Raw genomic sequence first — 16,848 nt, 5'->3', positions numbered from 1 at the left:
TGCGGTCGGCATTCACTGCAAGAGGCACCGTGTGACGCGCTCGGCGGAGCTCGGCACTGGTAGCTCGCCTGGTCAGCAGGATTTCAATGGCGTGGTGCGATGTCACGCCCCAGCCGTTCCATGCTCGTGTTGCGTTGGGTGCGGACGACGGACGTGGTTCGGCAGACGGTTGTGGATGTGCGCCCGGTGGAGCAAGGGGTCGAAGGGCTCCCACTCGGCCAGCGCGAGGTCCGCTGCTGACGGCGTTGCGGCGTGAATGGAGCAGCGCTGCATGCGCCAGCGCAGCTGCTCGGCGTACGGTAGGGCGGTGAGGTCATACACAGCCATGAGCTCACAAGGCAGAGCGAGTTGCCCCCGTGTGGCCGTGGCGGGTACCAGCCTCCAGACGCCCAGGGGGGCGTCCGCGTTGAGGAGGCTCTGCGAGCAGCGGTCGCGGTGCCGCGTCTGCGCCACGCACTGGATTTCGTCCACGGGGTGAGCAGCGAGGTAGCGGACGTACAGGAGCTGCACGATGGGTCTGGCGGGTCGGCAGACGTCCGGTTGTGCCGTTGTCCGGCTCGGAGGGGTGTTTGGGGTGAACACGCCGGTGTCGATCAGACGGCGCGTGTTCAAAGCCAGAACCCGACGTAGGCCGTCGAGTACGGAGGCTTCGGGCGTAGCGCCACGAGCGGGGCAGACCAGGGCGTGCGCCAGGCGGCACCAGGCTCTGCCGTCGTCGGCCGGATGAGCGACGCCGGAGCTGACGTGCCAGCGGTGAGCTTTGGGCACCTTGGCCGTGGGTACTTCCCGGGGGTGCAGGCGGACGGGCCGGGCGAGGTTTCGGTCGTACCACTCGACCGGGTTGCCGCACTCTCGGCAGCGATCACGCTGAGCGCAGCGCAGGAGCCGGCTGGGGCTGTTGTGTTCGATACGCAGTGAGCGTCGGGGGAAGGCGACGGCGGGGCTGCCGTCCCAGTGCCGCCGCGTGGATGAAGAACGCATGCGCGTGAAGGTGCCAGGCAACACGCCGCCCCGGGAGCACCAATGCCGGAAGGTCCATCGAACAGCCCTGTTTAATGAAACGGGTACTCGATACGCCGATCGGAGGTTCGAGTCGCGTCGCCGGTCCGGGTGATCGACTTGAGCCCTCCCAGTCAATGGTCAGCGCCGGTCGACCCCGGGGGCTCGTGCCCCTCACACACGGTTCCGAAGAGCTCCTCGAGTGGAGTGTTCAACGCATGGGCGAGGGCGTGCCAGGTCTTGAGTGTGCCGATGGTTCGCCCCTGCTCAATCTCGATGAGGGTCCTTCTGGCCAGGCCGCTTCGAGCAGCGAGCTCGTCATAGCTCCAGCCCCGCGCCGCCCGCAGCCGCGCGAGCTCCAGACGCAGCGCCTCGAAATCCGGGTCGGGCGGGAAGATCGTCACCCGACAATCCGACGGTGCAGACCACTGCCCTGTCAGTGCAGACCTCTGCCCTATTTCTGCAGGTGGCGACGTCGGACAGAGGGCAGATGTCTGCACTACCGTGTGCGGGCCATCTCACCCTGTGCGGGTACGGCGCAGACAGGACGGGAGGAACACGCCCCCCATGAGGCTTTGCACGACACGCCCCGGCGTCCGGCGCGCCTGGACCGTGGAACTGCGCCCGCAGCCGGCGGACCGATTCTCGTATGCCAGCAGTGCTCCCACAGCGGGCGACTACTCAGCGGCACATCCGCTCGGTCAGAGCTCCTGGCCCACTTGGCGCGACATGCCCGCCTCGATCTCCTCCCCGCGCACCTTCGCACTTGCCAGTGCCACGAGCGCGGCTGCAGCTGGCACCCGCGCCATCGAGGCTGCGGTGGGCCCATCCGGCTCGTGCTCACAGTGCCACGAGCGCGGCTGCAGCTGGCACCCGCGCCATCGAGGCTGCGGTGGGCCCATCCGGCTCGTGCTCGCACGCGAGCGAGGCGGTCGGCTATGGCGCCTCGCGGACGCGTGCACGGCCTGCGCCGCCGCCACCTCACAAGCAGCCGTCGTTCCTGACACGTTCATCAACGCCGCGACGACGCCGTCAGAGCACGCGGACATCCGTCGCAGGCACCGAATCCCCAGAGGCCCGGACAGACAGACCCGAGTACGGGAGATGCTCAACTACCTCGCCTCCGCACTGCCGGCCGAGACCGGACCTGCCGCCCGGCTGATCGCCCTGCAATGCGCCTTGCGCATGAACGCCTCAGCACAAGTCCGCTTGCCTTTCGGGGTACTGCGCAGCCTCCGCCTGCAACCTGCCACGGCTTCCTGGCAGGAGCTCCACCAGGCACGATGGCTATGCGCAACCCTGCACACGTCGCGGTCCAACGCAGGCGCTGTGGTCATCCAACTCCTCGACGTCGGGCTCTTCGCCCAATGCCCGGCCCGCCCTGACCGGCTCGCTGCCGCAGACTGGGCGCTGCGAGCCGCTTGCCGCCTCCGCACGGACTGCGCCCCGCTTCCCCAGCTCATTACGACGTGCCTCACGGCACATACCGCCCCAGACAGCATTTACGGAATCGCGGAGGTGGATCGTCTGGCCCACGAATGCGGGCTGGCTACAATGGAGTTCACGGGTGCACTTAACCAATTGAAGGCCGCAGGACGCATCGACTCCTGGAGCGTGGACTCAGCGTCGGGAAATCTGCACTGGACACTGACAGAACACAGCGAGCGTGGATGCGGAGGCGGGGCTCGCCCGTGACCGACAGATGTGGACGGCCCGCCCGGCGCCGATGTCGCGAGCGTCAGTGCCAGGAAGGGGCTTCGCTCTCATTCGCAGCGTCGACGCGGGAACCTGCTGGGTTAACGTCGAATTCCCGCCGCCCGCTTCTGAAGCGTCCGCTGAGCGATTTTCCGAGCGCCTGAAGCGTTCAAGCGCCAGGCCGCGAATTGCAGGCTGACGTCGAACTGCTCCGCCACCTGTTCGTCCGTCCTACCCGACAGAGCCGCGCGGATCGCCGCGGCCATGGGAATGAGTAGCTCCCCAGAGAGTGCCGCGGCCTGCTTCTCCTTGAGTGCCATCTCGGGGCCCAGGTCGCGGCACCCACCATCAGCGAAGAGGATCCCCTCGAACTCGTGCTCCAGAAGTAGGTGTGACATCTCATGCGCGACATTGGAGCGGCGCCTCTGGAGTGTGTGCGCGGAGTTCTCCACGATGAACCGCGCCGTCCCGACCGGCACCAGGGCGGCTGACCACGCCTCGGGGCGCCTCGCTGTGAAGTAGTCCACCGTGTCGGGCGAGCATCCGCTGTCGCCGAGGTCGCTCATCGCGTACACCGGTATGCCGTACTCACCAGTCAGGCACTGAAGGTCGAGCCGGGCGTACGGTCCAGCACCAAGCTCACCACGGACCTTAAGCGCGAGATCCTCAATAGCTTTCTTGGTTCACCGCTGACCCACGCGTCACCTCGAACGGTATTCCCGATCGGAGGCGAACCGGCGCACTGCCGCACCGATCACCTCTTCCAAGTACTTCACGTCCTCGGCACCCAGATCACTGCGAGACCTCAGTAGCGGTGCCAACTGCGCCATCAACTCGGGCTCCTCAGCCCGGGCTTCCTGCCCCTCGTCCTCCGGTCCACCATGAAGGTTTCGGCGGGCATGCCGAGCCACCGCACGAGAGCTACGAAGGCATCCACGTCTGGCCGGTTCCCATTAGCCATACGCGTCATGGTCGAGGGACTGACCCCCACAGCCGCAGCAAGCTGCCGCCACGAGAGTTCCCTCTTGGTCCTCGCGGCATCGAGGGCCGCATACAAGGCGGACACGTTCACGCGGGTCCGGGCCATCACCCTCCTCGCCGCCATCGCGATCCCGTTGGTTCTCGGTGCCAACCATCCTCGGTATGTGACAACTAGCGTCGGTGGTCACAGCAGGCTAACGCCGTACCCGGGGCATGCCCAGGCCGATCCACGAGATGATCTCGCGCTGGATCTCGTTGTTGCCGCCGCCGAAGGTGAAGATCACCGCGGAGCGGTAGCCGCGCTCCAGTTCGCCGTGCAGCACCGCGCCGGCCGAGCCCTCCTGCAACGCGCCCGTCGCGCCCACGACTTCCATGAGCCAGGCGTAGGCGTCGCGGCGCGCCTCGGAGCCGTAGACCTTGACCGCGGAGGCGTCCTGCGGGGTGAGCGTGCCGTGCTGGACGGCGCTGACCATCTGCCAGTTGAGCAGCTTCAGGGCGTCCAGGCGGGTGTGGGTCTGGGCGAGGCGGCGGCGTACCCAGGGCAGGTCGATGACGCGGCGGCCGTCGGTGAGCTTGGTCCGGCTCGCCCAGCGCCGGACGTCGTGCAGGGCGCGGATCGCCATGGTGCCGTGCGCGGCGAGGGTGACGCGTTCGTGGTTGAGCTGGTTGGTGATCAGCCGCCAGCCCTGGTTCTCCTCGCCGACCCGGCGGGAGACGGGGACGCGGATGTTCTCGTAGTAGCTGGCCGTGGTGTCGTGCCCGGCGAGGGTGTTGATGACGGTGGAGGAGTAGCCGGGGTCGGACGTCGGCACGAGGAGCATGGTGATGCCCCGGTGGGGCGGGGCGTCCGGGTCGGTGCGCACGGCCAGCCAGACCCAGTCGGCGGTGTCGCCGTTGGTGGTCCAGATCTTGTGGCCGTTGACGACGTACTCGTCCCCCTCGCGCACCGCGCGGGTCTTGAGGGAGGCCAGGTCGGTGCCCGCGTCGGGCTCGCTGTAGCCGATCGCGAAGTCGATCTCGCCGGAGAGGATGCGGGGCAGGAAGTGCGCCTTCTGTTCGTCGGTGCCGTATTGCATGATCGTCGGGCCGACGGTGTTCAGCGCCATCAACGGCAGCGGTACGCCCGCCTGGGCGGCCTCGTCGAAGAAGATGAACTGCTCCATGGCGGTCAGCCCGCGCCCGCCGTACTCCTCGGGCCAGCCGACGCCGAGCCAGCCGTCGGAGCCGAGCCGCCGGATGGTGTCGCGGTAGAACCGCTTCTGCGCGGCGGGCTCGGCGTGCCGCACATGGGCGTTGTCCGGCACCAGCTCGGCGAAGTAGGCGCGCAGCTCGGTGCGCAGTCGCTGCTGCTCGGGCGTGTATTCGAGGTGCACGGCGCCTCCAGGCTCCCAGGGCCGGTCGTGCCTGACGGCGCACACCGTAGAACGTGTTCCAGAAATTGGGAATGGCGACGGCAGGGGAAGCCGCCCCGCGACTCAGCCCAACGCACCCCTCGGGCCCGGTTGCCCGACCCGCACGCGGGGCGCGACTGCCGCGCACGCCCGCAAGACCCCTCCGCCCAGCACGCCCGCGGGACCGGCTGCCCGGCACCCCCGCGCAGCCCACCACGCCCGCAGGACCCGGCTGACCAGCACCCCCGCGGGGACCCGTCTCCCCACCACCCCGCCCAAGCCAGCACACCCACCGGGCACGACTGCCCAGCACCCCCGCGAAGCCCACCACGCCGACAGGGCACGGCTGCCCCACAACCCCGCGGGACCCGTCCGTCCGGCACGCCCGCAGGACTCGGCTGCCCGGGCGCACCTGCGCAGCCCAGCGCGCCCGCAGGGCCCGACTGTCCGCCTCATCCCCGCAGTCCAGCGCGCCCAAGAGGCCGGGCTCAGCTCAGGGTCCCCAGGAATTCCGTGCAGGCCCGGGCGGAGGCGCGGCACGCTGTCGCGGCGTCCTCGGCGGCGGGGTGGCCGTCAAAGACGTGGGCGGACTCCAGGCACACGGCGCGGCACCACTCCAGCTGGACCCGCAGTGCCTCCTCGTCAACGAGGGTCTGCTCGGACAGCATCCGGCAGGTCGCGTCGCAGACCTCCGCGCACATGATCCCTTTACGGCGCAGGAGCTCCTGCTCCTCGGTTCCGTCCGGATCCACCAGGCTCGCGCGCAGCGCGCACGCCCGCGCACACTCCGTGCACGCCTGCGCGCAGGCGAAGCGATCTTCCAGGAACCGGAAGACGTCCTGCTGCGAAGTCGTCGAAGTCACACCGCGCGGGTAGCCATGGCCGCCCCCGCCAAACCCCCCCAGGGGCGAAGGGTACGGCCCGTTTTCCGCCGCCGCTCGCGGGCACCCGGAAACCCGACGAACGAGGGAGGTGGATCAGATGCCCGGACGAGAGGAACTCCCCTCGACCCTGGAGCGCTCCTCCCGGGAGGCCCAGCGCACCTGGATCAAGGCGCACGACTCGGCGGTCGAGCAGTACGGCGAGGGCGAGCGGGCCCACCGCGTGGCCTACGGCGCGCTGAAGCACACGCACGAGAAGGTCGGCGACCACTGGGAGCGCAAGGAGGGCGGCCGCAAGGGCCCCTCGGACCCGCAGTCGGCCAGGCCGCGCGGCCAGGGCGGGCGCAGCGGCCAGGGCGTCGACGAGAGCGCCTCGAAGCAGCATCTCTACGACGTCGCCAAGCGGCTCGACATCGACGGCCGGTCCCGGATGTCGAAGTCGGAGCTGCTCGACTCGATTCGCAAGGCGAACCGCTCCAAGACCCGCGCCGCCCGGTCCCAGTGATCCGGTTCACTGTCGATTTAGGGGGTATTCGTCCGATATGAACACTGCATCCATGCAGCTGGCCGCGTCGAGCGGACTGCTCCTGCTCGTGCCGATCGCGGTCGCCGTCGCCGTTCTCGTGGTGCTGTGGGGGGGCTTCTGGTTCGGCAACCGCGTCAGGCTCAGTGAACCTCCGCGCCCGCGGCCCGAGGAGCAGCCGCACCTGCCGCCGGAGGGCGCGGTGCACGAGATCCGGGAGAACCGGGAGCCGGACGACGTGCCCAGGATCCCCAAGGGCGGTCGCCCGCTCACGCCGTACGAGCTGACCAACATGCAGACCCGGCCGAGCGCGTCGAAGGACCGGCCCCGCTGGGGCAGGGGCACCACCGGTTCGTTCGGCGGCGGTGGGCTCGGCGCACACTGAGCGCCACCACCGGCAGCACGGACGCAGAGCACAGACAGAGGGAAGGGAAGATCATGGCCGACGCCGGCCGCAGCGCCCTGCCACTGCCCGACTACGACCATCTGCCGATCGGCGGTCTGGAGGCCCGTGTGCGGTCGCTGACCACCGAGGAGGTCGAGGAGCTTCTCGCGTACGAGCGGACGCACGCCGACCGGGTGCAGGTGACCGAGCTGCTCACCACGCGGCTGGAGCAGCTGAAGGCGGGCGCGGAACCGACGTCCGGCGACCCGTCGGCGCTGCGCCCCGAGCAGGGCCCGGCAAGCCGCACCGGCTCCCCGGTGTCGCCCGCGACATCGCCGGAGCCCTCGAGCCCGCCGCCGCACGGGACGCCGGACCAGCGGGGGAAACCGAAGGGGGACCGTACTTAGGGGTTGGGAAGCCTCAGGGCATGGCCCGACTGTCGTCCAGCTGTTCGATGCGGGCAACGTTCCCCCGGTCCTCGGCGTCCTCGCTGGCCTCCCCGGCGAACCAGGCGTCGAGGATCTCTTTCAGGACCGGCTCGGAGGTCAGCCGCAGGCTCAGCGCCAGCACATTGGCGTCGTTCCAGCGGCGGGCGCCGTCGGCCGTGTAGGCGTCGGTGCACAGGGCCGCCCGGACGCCCGGCACCTTGTTCGCGGCGATCGACGCGCCGGTGCCGGTCCAGCAGCACACCACCGCCATCGCCGACGTCCCGTCGGCCACGTCCCGCGCGGCCGCCGACGAGCACGCCGCCCACTGGGGGTCGTCACCGGCGCGCAGCGCGCCGTGGGTGAGCACCTCGTGGCCGCGGTCGCGCAGTTCCGTGACGAGCAGGCGGGCGACGGGTTCGTCCATGTCCGAGGAAACGGAGATCCGCATGCCTCGGAGCCTACGTCAGCCCCGGCTCGGGTGGAGGCCTGAGCGCTGTCCTTCAGGTCGCCCCAGCCGTGCCGGCGCTCGACCTCGATCCAGAGGGCATGGACATGTGGCTTTCTCCTCGGTCGCGGGTGAACGGGGTCAGGCGGAGGGCGTTTCGTCGAAGCTGGCGAAGTACGCCGCGGCCATGTCCTCGTCGCCGTGGCCCTGCGCGGCGGCGCGGGCCAGCCGCTGCGCGCCCGCGGCGGCGACATCGAGCCGTACGCCGTGCCGCTCGCCCGCCTCGACGATCAGCCGGGCGTCCTTCGCGGCCGTGGCCACGGCGAACTGGGGCGGGGACAGCCGGTCGTCGAGGATGAGCCCGCTCTTGACGCGCAGATAGCCCATGTCGAGCGGGCCGCCGGCGATGGCGTCGAAGAAGTTCTGCGGGTCCACGCCGAGCGCCTGCGCCAGGGCGAGGGCCTCGCCGGCCGCGTTGGTGGCGGCGAGGACCCAGCTGTTGGCGACCAGCTTCAGCCGGGTCGCGGTGCCGGCGGCGCCGTCCTCGCCGGTCCACACCGTGCGGGTGCCGACCGCGTCGAAGACGGGCGTGACCGTTTCCCGGCCGTGGCTCGGACCGGCGGCGAGCACGAGCAGTTGCCCGGCCTCGGCGGGCTGGCGGGTGCCGAGCACGGGAGCGTCGTAGAAGACCAGGCCGTGTTCCTCGGCGAAGGCGGCCAGCTCGGCGACGGAGTCCAGGCCCGCGGTCGTCGACTGCACCCAGGCGGTGCCGGGCCGCAGGGCGGGCGCGGCCCGGCGCATGACGTCCAGGACGGCGGCCCCGTCGTACAGCATGGTGAGGACGACGTCGGCGCCCTCGACGGCCTCTGCCGGGGTGCCGGCGATGTGCGCGCCGTCGGCGGCGAGTGGTTCGGCCTTGTCCCGGCTGCGGTTCCAGGCGTGGACGGTGTGTCCGGCCCGGGCGACGTTGCGGGCCATCGCGGCGCCCATGATGCCGGTGCCCAGGACAGTCACGGTGCGTGTGTCGGTCATGCGTCAACTTCCTGATCGGTGCGGTGATCGCTGCTCTGCTCGGACCGTCGGTTCCGACGATGCCACTGTTGGGGACGATGCCACTGCTCGGGTACGTCGCGCGCGGCGGGGCGCGGCAAGGGCCCCAGCGGTGGCCGCTCACTCCGGCAGCACCAGTCGTCCCGTCTCCCCCGGCTCCAGCCGCACGGCCCGGCCCGGCAGGCGTACGTCGATGGGCGTCTCGTCGGACGACGGAACGCTGATCTCCATGCGGCCGTGGCGCAGGCGCAGGCGGACGCCCCAGTTTCCCTGGTAGCGCAGGGAGAGGCCGTACGAGGACAGCTCCGGCAGCGGGACCGGGTCCAGCCAGAGGGCGCCCTCGCGGGTCTCCAGGCCGGTCAGGCCGCGCTGGACGAGGTCGAGGGTGCCGGCCATGGCGCCGAGGTGGATGCCCTCGCCGGTGGTGCCGCCCTGGACGTCGGCGATGTCGCCGCGCAGGGCCTCCTGCACGAACTGCCAGGCCTCGGCGCGCCGGGCCCGGGTGAGGATCCAGCCGTGCACCAGGCCGCTGAGGGTGGAGCCGTGGCTGGTGCGATGGAGGTAGTAGTCGACGGTGCGCCGCCAGATCTCCTCGTCCAGCCACAGGCCCAACCGGGCGAACAGGCCCTGCAGTTCGGCCGGTGCGAACAGGTAGCCGAGCATCAGGACGTCGGCCTGTTTGGAGGCCTGGTAGCGGTTGACGGTGTCGTCCTCGGCCTCCAGGATCCGGTCCAGTCGCCGGATGTCGCCGTACTCCTGCCGGTAGCGGTGCCAGTCGAGTTCGGCGAGGTCGCCGTAGCCGTCGAACTGGCTGATGACGCCCTCGTGGAAGGGCACGTGCAGGGTGCGGGAGATCTCGTCCCACTGGTCGAGTTCTTCGTCGTCCAGGCCGGTACGCTCGGCGAGTTCCCGGCGCCGCGGCTCGGGCAGGCCGTTCAGCAGCTCCAGGGTACGGGTGAGCACCCAGGAGGCGGTGACGTTGGTGTAGGCGTTGTCGTTCAGGCCGGGCTGCCGGGCGCCGGGGTAGGCGTCGTGGTACTCGTCGGGGCCGACCACGCCCCGGATGCGGTACCGCCCGAGGGCCTTGTCGTAACCGGCCGCGTCGGCCCAGAAGCGGGCGATCTGGAGCAGCATCTCGGCGGCCTTGGTGTGCCGGAACTCGGTGTCGCCGCTGGCCTCGCAGTACTGCCACACGTTGTACGCGATCGCCGAGCCGACGTGGTACTGGAGATGGGAGTGGTCCGGCAGCCAGCGGCCCGAGCGCGGGTTGAGGTGCAGCTGCTGGGTCTCCTCCCGGCCGTCGCTGCCGCTCTGCCAGGGGTACATCGCGCCCCGGCGGCCGGCGTGCAGGGCGGCGGTGCAGGCCTGTTCGAGGCGGCGGTGGCGGTAGCGCAGCAGGGCCCGGGAGACCTCGGGGAAGTGCAGGTTGAGGAAGGGCAGGACGAACAGCTCGTCCCAGAAGACATGGCCGCGGTAGGCCTCCCCGTGCAGCCCGCGCGCCGGTACGCCGACGTCGAGGTCGGCGGTGTGCGGGGAGAGCGTCTGCAGCACGTGGAACAGGTGCACCCGCAGGATGCTGCCGGCCTCGCCGGGGACGTCCAGGTCGGCGCGGCGCCACAGCTGGGCCCAGGCGGTGCGGTGGCTGCGCAGCAGTTCGTCGAAGGCGGGGGCGCGGCCGACGCGGTCGACGGCGGCGTACAGCGGGTCGCTGATCGCCGGGTCGCGCGAGGTGTGCACGGCGACGGTCTTGTCGACGGTGGCGGGGCGGCCGGGCAGCAGTTGCAGCCGGGTCCGCTGGATGGTGCGGGGACGGGCGTGCCGGATGGTGACGGGCGCGTCGGCGGTGATGCGGGACGCCATGCCGATACGGATGTCGGAGGTGCGGGTGCGGCAGCGCAGCCACACCGTGTCGTGCTCGGCGGTTCCGGCGTGCTCGTGGGTGAGGTGGTGGCCGTCCAGGTCCCGGTAGCGCTCCACTCCGGCGTTGGTGACGCCGCCGTCGAGGGCGGCCTCGACGTGCAGTTCGCCGGCGAAGCCGTCGGCGGTGAACTCGGTGCGCAGCGCCGCCAGGTGCGGGTCGGCCATGTGCACCAGCCGCTGCTGGCGCACCGTCAGCGCCCGTGCGTTGCCCAGCCCGTAGCGGGTCAGCCGCTCCAGTACGCCCGAGGACAGGTGCAGCACCAGGCGGTGTTCGAGGACGGTCGCGGTGTCCGGGGTGAGCCAGGGGCGGCCGCGCAGCCGGAAGCGCAGCGGCAGCCAGTTGGGCACGTTGACCAGGTCCTCGTTCTCGACCCTGCGTCCGGCCACGTCGGAGGTGAGCCGGTTGTAGCAGCCGGCCACATAGGTCCCCGGGTAGTGCACATCGTCCGCGGAGCACTCCGGAAGCGCGCCGCGGGTGGCGAAGTAGCCGTTGCCGAGCGTGCACAGCGACTCGCGCAGCCGCTCGTCGGCCGGCTCGTACCCCTCGTACTCCCAGGTCCAGCCCGTCACCTCGGTGCTCCTCCCGCAGCAGGCGGCTCGCCGAGATCCGGTACGGCGCGCTCGGCACCCGTGCGCAAGCAGTCTCTCCCCGGCGCCCTGCCGGGGGGTGCGGCCCACGCCGGTGACGAGCGGGAACCGCGCCGGAGCGGCCCTACGGGGCCAAGGGTGCCACGCCGGCCGGGTCGCGGCGCAGCACCGTGACCCGGTGGAAGTTGCACCCGCCGGGTGGGGCGGGGTCGGCCGGGGGCTCGTCCTGGTGGGCGTGCAGGGCGACGCTCACCAGGCTCAGCAGCAGATCGACGTCCGTGTCGCAGTCGAGGTGGACGGTCACCCACCGGGAGCCGGGCACCAGCCGGATCGCCGTGGAGACCGTGAGGTCCTGGGCGAACCGCCGGATGGCCCGGCTGGTCAGGTGCAGGTCCACGTCGTGGGCCGTGTGGAAGTGGGCGATCTCGCTGCGGGCGGAGCGAACTGCCCGCCCTGTGCCGCAACTGGCCGGTCCCACCGTGAGGTCGGGCCAGGCTTCCAGTTGCTCCAGGGCGCGCTGGGCCAGAGTCATGTCCCCATCGTCACCGCATCACCCCACCGATACCAGTGGTTGAGCGTTTCGTAACCCAGGCGTGAGGATCCTCACGCGGGCAACCGCCGTACCGGGCGCGCCTTGCGCGCCGCCGCCAGGGCGTTCAAGTGGGCCTCGATGTACGGCACGGCGACCGTCTCGACCTCGCCGTCGACGAAGGCGGGCTGCACGTTCACCTCGAAGACGACTCCGCCGTTCTCGATGGCGAGGTCGACACCGGCGAAGGGCAGTCCGACCGACGCGGTGGCCGCGATCGACAGCTGGGCGAGGCGCGGCGGGAGGTCGGCCGGGGCGATGGGGACGGGCGTGGCGCCCTGGCAGGTGTTGCAGGGAGTGTCGGGCTCGGGCTGGAGGTGTTCGCGGGCGTGGATGACGCGGCCGCCGAGGACGAAGACGCGGAACTGGTGGCGGGCACCGTCGGCGGTGACGTTGCCCGCGTCCCGGGACAGCAGCCAGTCGGTGCCGCGCTCGGCGTAGAAGGCGGTGGCCCGCTCCACGCCGTCCTCGGTGGTGAGGTGGAAGGTGTCGCCACCGCCGGTGCCGATGACGGGCCGCGCCCAGGTGTCCCGGCCGAGCTTGTCGAAGGCGGCGAGCGCCTCGGCGGCGCCGGGCCGGGACAGTACGACGGTTTCCATGTGGGCGATGCCGTCCCGCCGGAAGCGCTCCACGGTGAGGTCCTTCTCGGTGGCGGTGCGCCAGGCGGCGACGCCGGTGCCGAGGGTCACCACGTCGTGGTGTTCCAGGAGGCGCTGGAAACCGGCGAGTTCGTGGCGGCGGTGCGGGGGGATCTCGTAGAGCACGACGACGTCGGGTACGAGGTCCAGCTGCTCGTCGGGGACGTGCAGCCGTAAGCCGTCTCCGGCCGGAAGTCCGCGCCCGCTGCCGCCGGTCGCGAAGTGCCGGGAGTCGATGGGGACCGGCGCGGCGCCGGTGAGCAGTTCCACCGCCCGGGCGAGGAACTCGGCGCAGCCCTCGGGCGAGGTGGGGTCGGTGATCAGGGCGATGCACGGTCGGGACACGGCGGCCTCCAGCGGTTCTCGACGCGCACGGGTGCCGCGCACACTCGGTCGCGCGGCCCGAGCGAACTCATGGGGTGATGTCGGTCGCGCGGGCGGTCGTCGCTGCGGGCTGAGCCGTGCCGAACGCCCGGCGCGGACCGGGGCGCCACACTGTAGGCGCACGGCGGAACGCCAGAACAGGGCGCACACACACCCGCCTCCTGCTCCCACCTCTGCGCCGCCCGCCCCCTGGCGTGCGCCTTGCGGGCGGCCAGGGCGCGGGGGCATGGAGCCGTGGCCTTGAGGTCGCTCGGGGCGTCTCGGGGCTGGAGCCGCGACCTTGCGAGCGGTCAGGGGGTCCGGGGAACGGACCTGTGGTCTTGAGGGCGGCCAGGGCATCCGGCCAACGGACCTGCGGTCCTGCGAACGGCCAAGGCATCCGGGCAACGGACCTATGGTCCTGCGAACGGCCAGGGCATCCGGCCAACAGACCTATGGTCCTGCGAACGGCCAAGGCATCCGAGCAACAGACCTGCGGTCCTGCGGACGGCCAAGGCATCCGGGCAACGGACCTATGGTCCTGCGAACGGCCAGGGCATCCGGGCAACGGACCTATGGTCTTGAGGGCGGGGCGTCCGGGAGCGGGCCTGTGGCCCTGCGGGTGGTCGGGCCGTCGGGGGACGGACCAGTGGCCGTGCGAGGGGCCGGGCGTCAGGGCCGGGTCCGAAGCCTCGCGAGCGTCAGGGCGTCGGGGAACAGGCCCGTAGCCCCGCCAGCAGCCAAGACCCCAGGGCCGCACGCCCGAGCCTTCCGAGCAGTCAGCGCACCGGACCAACGGCCCGCAGCCCCGCCAGCAGCTGAGACCTCGGAGCCGCACCCAAGCCTTACGAGCACTCGACGCACCGGACGAACAGCCCGCAGCCCCGGCGGCACCCGAGACCTCAGCGCCGCACCCCAACCCCTCCAAGCAACTCAGCGCACACGAACAGCCTCGCAGCCTTGTGAGCGGTCGGCGCTTCGAGACCGGGCCCGCAGCTCTGCCGACCGTCAGGGCCCCGGAGCCGGGCCCGTGCTGTGGCGGATGATCAGTTCGACGGGGACGACGGGCTCGACCCTGGGTTCGACGCCGTCGATCCGGTCCAGCAGCAGGCGCAGGGCGCGGCTGCCGATCTCGGCGAAGTCGGTGCGCACGGTGGTCAGCGGCGGCAGCAGATGCGCGGCCTCGGGGATGTCGTCGTACCCGACCACACTCACGTCGTCCGGGACCCGCCGCCCGGCCTCGTGCAGGGCGCGCAGCAGGCCGAGGGCCATCTGGTCGTTGGAGGCGAACACGGCGGTGACGGCCGGGTCCCGGGCGAGGCGTCGGCCCAGTTCGTAGCCGGAGTCGGCGCTCCAGTCCCCGATCAGCGGCTCGGGGACGCGGACGCCCGCCGCGTTCAAGGTCTCGCGCCAGCTGTCCATCCGTACGTCCGCCGAGGTCCAGCCGGTGGGGCCCGCGATGTGGTGGACGGTGGTGTGGCCGAGGCCCAGGAGGTGCTCGGTGGCCTTGCGTGCCCCGGACCATGAGTCGGCGCTGATCAGGGGCGTACGGCCGCCGAGGTCGTTCTCCAGCACGACCATCGGCGCGTCGAGCCCGGCCTCGGCCAGGGCCGTACCGACCCGGCGCTGCGGGGCGATGGCGATCACGCCGTCCGCGCCCTCGGCCGACAGCCGGTCCACCGCACGGACCACGGTGTCCCGTTCGGCCGTGTCCAGGGCGATGGAGCTGACCAGGTAACCGGCGCCCTGCGCCGCCGTGTTGATCGCGGTCAGGATCGAGGCCGGTCCGTACCGCGCCGCGTCGAAGGAGATCACGCCGAGCATCCGGGTCCGCCCGCTGGCCAGCGAGCGGGCGCTGCGGCTCGGCCGGTACCCCAGCGCGCGCATGGCCTCCAGGACCGCCTCCCGGGTCTCGGTGCGGACCGCCGGATGGTCGTTGAGCACCCGGGACACGGTCTGCTTGGACACCCCGGCCAGCCGGGCCACGTCGTCCATCACCGGGCGCGTTCCGGCGAAGCTGCGGCGGCTGCGCCCCTTGGGAGCCGGGCCGCCGGGGGTGCTTCGGGTCATGGCGAGTGGTGCTTCCTTCGGCCTCGTCCCGGCGGTCCTGTCCCGCCCGGCGGAACCACAGGATAGGCCGGGCGGGGCCTCCCCCGGACGCCTCAGCCGTGGCCGACGCCGAGGCACGGCCGATCAGCGCTGCACCGGCCCGAGGTCGGGGGTGTCGGTGAGGTGGGCGCGGGTGCTGGTGGTGGCGTGCAGTTCGAGCAGGACCAGGTCGTTGACGCCGGGGCGGAGGACGGGTGCGGTGACGTACAGGGTGCGTTGGGGGCCGCGGTTCCAGTAGCGACCGAGGTGGAAGCCGTTGATCCAGGCCTGGCCCTTGGTCCAGCCGGGCAGGGACAGGAAGGTGTCGGCGGGTTCGGCGACCTCGAAAGTGCCGTGGTGGAAGGCGGGGCCGACGACGGTGGTGGTCTCGAAGGGCAGGTCGTCGACGTCCGTCAAGGGCAGGGGGTGGCAGTCCCAGCCGCGCAGCGCCTCACCGTTGAAGGTGACCGGTCCCAGCAGGCCCTTGGGTTCGCCGATGCGGGGGCCGTAGTTGGCGCCGCCCATGTTCTCGACGAGGACGTCCAGCGTGGTGCCGGGGCGGGGGACGCGGACGGGCAGGGTCTCGTCGTGGCGTTCGCGCTCCAGTACGCCGACGGGGGCGCCGTCGAGGAAGACCTGCGCCCGGTCGCCGACACCGCCCGCGAAGTGCAGCAGGCCGTCGCCGGCGGTGGAGACGGTGGTGCGGTAGAGGGTGTATCCGGAGCGCTGGCCGAGTTCCTCCATGGTGAGGGGACTCTCGGCGTGCACGGGGTCCGCCGTGCGAGGTACGAGGGGCAGGAGCGCGGCCCGCCGGCCCAACTCGACGACGGTGGACGGGAGTTTCGGGCTCGGTGCGGGGGCGGGTTCGTCGGGTACGGGGGCGTGGCGGGCGATGACCTCACGAAAGGCGTGGTACTTCGGGCCCGGGTCGCCGCTCTCGGTGAGCGGGGCGTCGTAGTCGTAGGACGTGGTGATCGGGGTGTAGGCGTGGTCGTGGTTGGCGCCGTTGGTGAAGCCGAAGTTGGTGCCGCCGTGGAACATGTAGATGTTCACCGAGGCCCCGGCCGACAGCAGCCGGTCCAGGTCCGCGGCCGCGTCGGCCGCGTCGCGCACGTGGTGACCCTCGCCCCAGTGGTCGAACCAGCCGATCCAGAACTCCGCGCACATCAGCGGCCCTTCGGGCTGGTGGGCGCGCAGCAGGCCGAGGTTCTGGTCGACCTTGCTGCCGAAGGTGGCGGTGGCCAGGGTGCCGGGGAGACTGCCGGCCGCCAGGTCGGCGGGCTGGTCACAGGTGAACAGCAGCTCCTCGACGCCACGCGAGCGCAGCGAGTGGTGCAGATGCTTGAGGTACGCGGTGTCCTCACCGTAGGCGCCCTGTTCGTTCTCCACCTGGACGGCGATCACCGGGCCGCCGGATGCCGCCATGTGCGGCAGCAGCGGGGGCAGCAGCTGGTCGAGGTAGCGGTCCACGGCGTCCGTGAAGCGCGGGTCGGCGCTGCGCAGCCGGATGCCGGGGTCGGCGGTGAGCCAGGCGGGCAGGCCGCCGCCGTCCCACTCCGCGCAGATGAAGGGTCCGGGACGCAGCAGGACGTGCAGGCCCTCGGCCCGGGCCAGGCTCAGGTAGTGCGGCAGGTCGAGGATGCCGTCGAGGACGAAGGGGCCGTCGGGGTCCGGCTGGTGGAGGTTCCACGGCACGTACGTCTCCACCGTGTTGAGCCCCATCAGCCGGGCCTTGCGCAGTCGGTCGGCCCACTGGCCGGGGTGGACGCGGAAGTAGTGCATCGCACCGGAGATGATCCGGAACGGCTCGCCGTGCAGCAGGAAGCCGTCGGAGGTGGTGGTCAGGGCGGGCATGGGCAAACTTCCCTTCGGACGAGGTTGATC

The 16,848-nt window shown here is 71.5% G+C and carries 15 protein-coding genes; 3 read left to right on the top strand and 12 right to left on the bottom strand.

All coding sequences use genetic code 11. The annotated features are described in order from the left end of the window. Positions 1-102 precede the first annotated feature (102 nt). The 5 genes from HJD23_RS44530 to HJD23_RS40995 all read right to left on the bottom strand — a co-directional run bounded on the left by HJD23_RS44530 (position 103) and on the right by HJD23_RS40995 (position 5,929). Complete coding sequence (locus HJD23_RS44530; RefSeq protein ID WP_232108254.1) at positions 103-981, bottom strand: DUF6083 domain-containing protein; 879 nt, start codon at positions 979-981, stop codon at positions 103-105. A 152-nt stretch (positions 982-1,133) separates the two neighbouring features. Then, a complete protein-coding gene (locus tag HJD23_RS41015) occupies positions 1,134-1,403 on the bottom strand; it encodes a helix-turn-helix transcriptional regulator (protein WP_031119505.1) in 270 nt (89 codons plus the stop codon). A gap of 1,392 nt (positions 1,404-2,795) precedes the next feature. Beyond that, positions 2,796-3,260 carry an ImmA/IrrE family metallo-endopeptidase gene (locus HJD23_RS41010; protein ID WP_197973624.1) on the bottom strand — a complete coding sequence of 155 codons (465 nt, stop codon included), beginning with the start codon at positions 3,258-3,260 and terminating at the stop codon, positions 2,796-2,798. A 609-nt stretch (positions 3,261-3,869) separates the two neighbouring features. After that, a complete protein-coding gene (locus tag HJD23_RS41000; protein WP_171113590.1) occupies positions 3,870-5,048 on the bottom strand; it encodes an acyl-CoA dehydrogenase family protein in 1,179 nt (392 codons plus the stop codon). A 506-nt stretch (positions 5,049-5,554) separates the two neighbouring features. Further along, positions 5,555-5,929 carry a ferredoxin gene (locus HJD23_RS40995; RefSeq protein WP_171113591.1) on the bottom strand — a complete coding sequence of 125 codons (375 nt, stop codon included), beginning with the start codon at positions 5,927-5,929 and terminating at the stop codon, positions 5,555-5,557. Between the two features lie 118 nt (positions 5,930-6,047). Between HJD23_RS40995 and HJD23_RS40990 the strand changes: the two genes are divergently transcribed. From HJD23_RS40990 to HJD23_RS40980, 3 genes are read left to right on the top strand one after another with little or no spacing between them, the layout of a single operon-like run. Beyond that, positions 6,048-6,452 (top strand): ChaB family protein, encoded by a 405-nt coding sequence (locus tag HJD23_RS40990; protein WP_171113592.1) that lies wholly within the window; start codon positions 6,048-6,050, stop codon positions 6,450-6,452. Between the two features lie 37 nt (positions 6,453-6,489). Further along, complete coding sequence (locus HJD23_RS40985; protein ID WP_171113593.1) at positions 6,490-6,855, top strand: DUF6479 family protein; 366 nt, start codon at positions 6,490-6,492, stop codon at positions 6,853-6,855. 53 nt (positions 6,856-6,908) lie between these two features. Further along, positions 6,909-7,262: a hypothetical protein gene (locus tag HJD23_RS40980; RefSeq protein WP_171113594.1), complete on the top strand. Its 354-nt coding sequence runs from the start codon at positions 6,909-6,911 to the stop codon at positions 7,260-7,262. A gap of 13 nt (positions 7,263-7,275) precedes the next feature. Here HJD23_RS40980 and HJD23_RS40975 read toward each other — a convergent pair whose 3' ends face one another. From HJD23_RS40975 to HJD23_RS40945, 7 genes are all read right to left on the bottom strand, one after another. Beyond that, positions 7,276-7,731 (bottom strand): RpiB/LacA/LacB family sugar-phosphate isomerase, encoded by a 456-nt coding sequence (locus HJD23_RS40975; protein WP_171113595.1) that lies wholly within the window; start codon positions 7,729-7,731, stop codon positions 7,276-7,278. A 138-nt stretch (positions 7,732-7,869) separates the two neighbouring features. Continuing rightward, positions 7,870-8,760, bottom strand: a complete 891-nt coding sequence (locus HJD23_RS40970) for an NAD(P)-dependent oxidoreductase (protein ID WP_171113596.1) — start codon at positions 8,758-8,760, stop codon at positions 7,870-7,872. A 138-nt stretch (positions 8,761-8,898) separates the two neighbouring features. Beyond that, positions 8,899-11,268, bottom strand: a complete 2,370-nt coding sequence (locus HJD23_RS40965; RefSeq protein WP_171113597.1) for a glycoside hydrolase family 65 protein — start codon at positions 11,266-11,268, stop codon at positions 8,899-8,901. A 142-nt stretch (positions 11,269-11,410) separates the two neighbouring features. After that, entirely contained in the window at positions 11,411-11,818 is a 408-nt protein-coding gene (locus HJD23_RS40960; RefSeq protein WP_171113598.1) for a luciferase family protein, read from the bottom strand. A 71-nt stretch (positions 11,819-11,889) separates the two neighbouring features. Next, positions 11,890-12,858, bottom strand: coding sequence for an alpha-L-glutamate ligase (locus HJD23_RS40955; RefSeq protein WP_171113599.1), 969 nt, complete (start codon positions 12,856-12,858; stop codon positions 11,890-11,892). 1,026 nt (positions 12,859-13,884) lie between these two features. Then, the gene (locus tag HJD23_RS40950; RefSeq protein ID WP_171113600.1) at positions 13,885-14,946 is read right to left on the bottom strand and encodes a LacI family DNA-binding transcriptional regulator; all 1,062 of its coding nucleotides are present in this window, start codon (positions 14,944-14,946) and stop codon (positions 13,885-13,887) included. A gap of 123 nt (positions 14,947-15,069) precedes the next feature. Next, positions 15,070-16,818 (bottom strand): beta-galactosidase family protein, encoded by a 1,749-nt coding sequence (locus HJD23_RS40945; RefSeq protein ID WP_171113601.1) that lies wholly within the window; start codon positions 16,816-16,818, stop codon positions 15,070-15,072. Positions 16,819-16,848 lie beyond the last annotated feature (30 nt).

The organism is Streptomyces sp. Z423-1 (genome assembly GCF_013009255.1).
GTDB classification, from domain to species: domain Bacteria; phylum Actinomycetota; class Actinomycetes; order Streptomycetales; family Streptomycetaceae; genus Streptomyces; species Streptomyces gossypiisoli.
This window is presented reverse-complemented; position numbering and strand designations above follow the sequence as displayed.

Coding starts and splice junctions, on each gene's coding strand:
- HJD23_RS44530 (WP_232108254.1), bottom strand. CDS start 981: ATGCGTTCTTCATCCACGCGGCGGCACTGGGACGGCAGCCCCGCCGTC.
- HJD23_RS41010 (WP_197973624.1), bottom strand. CDS start 3,260: ATGAGCGACCTCGGCGACAGCGGATGCTCGCCCGACACGGTGGACTAC.
- HJD23_RS40990 (WP_171113592.1), top strand. CDS start 6,048: ATGCCCGGACGAGAGGAACTCCCCTCGACCCTGGAGCGCTCCTCCCGG.
- HJD23_RS40985 (WP_171113593.1), top strand. CDS start 6,490: ATGAACACTGCATCCATGCAGCTGGCCGCGTCGAGCGGACTGCTCCTG.
- HJD23_RS40980 (WP_171113594.1), top strand. CDS start 6,909: ATGGCCGACGCCGGCCGCAGCGCCCTGCCACTGCCCGACTACGACCAT.
- HJD23_RS40975 (WP_171113595.1), bottom strand. CDS start 7,731: ATGCGGATCTCCGTTTCCTCGGACATGGACGAACCCGTCGCCCGCCTG.
- HJD23_RS40970 (WP_171113596.1), bottom strand. CDS start 8,760: ATGACCGACACACGCACCGTGACTGTCCTGGGCACCGGCATCATGGGC.
- HJD23_RS40960 (WP_171113598.1), bottom strand. CDS start 11,818: ATGACTCTGGCCCAGCGCGCCCTGGAGCAACTGGAAGCCTGGCCCGAC.
- HJD23_RS40950 (WP_171113600.1), bottom strand. CDS start 14,946: ATGACCCGAAGCACCCCCGGCGGCCCGGCTCCCAAGGGGCGCAGCCGC.
- HJD23_RS40945 (WP_171113601.1), bottom strand. CDS start 16,818: ATGCCCGCCCTGACCACCACCTCCGACGGCTTCCTGCTGCACGGCGAG.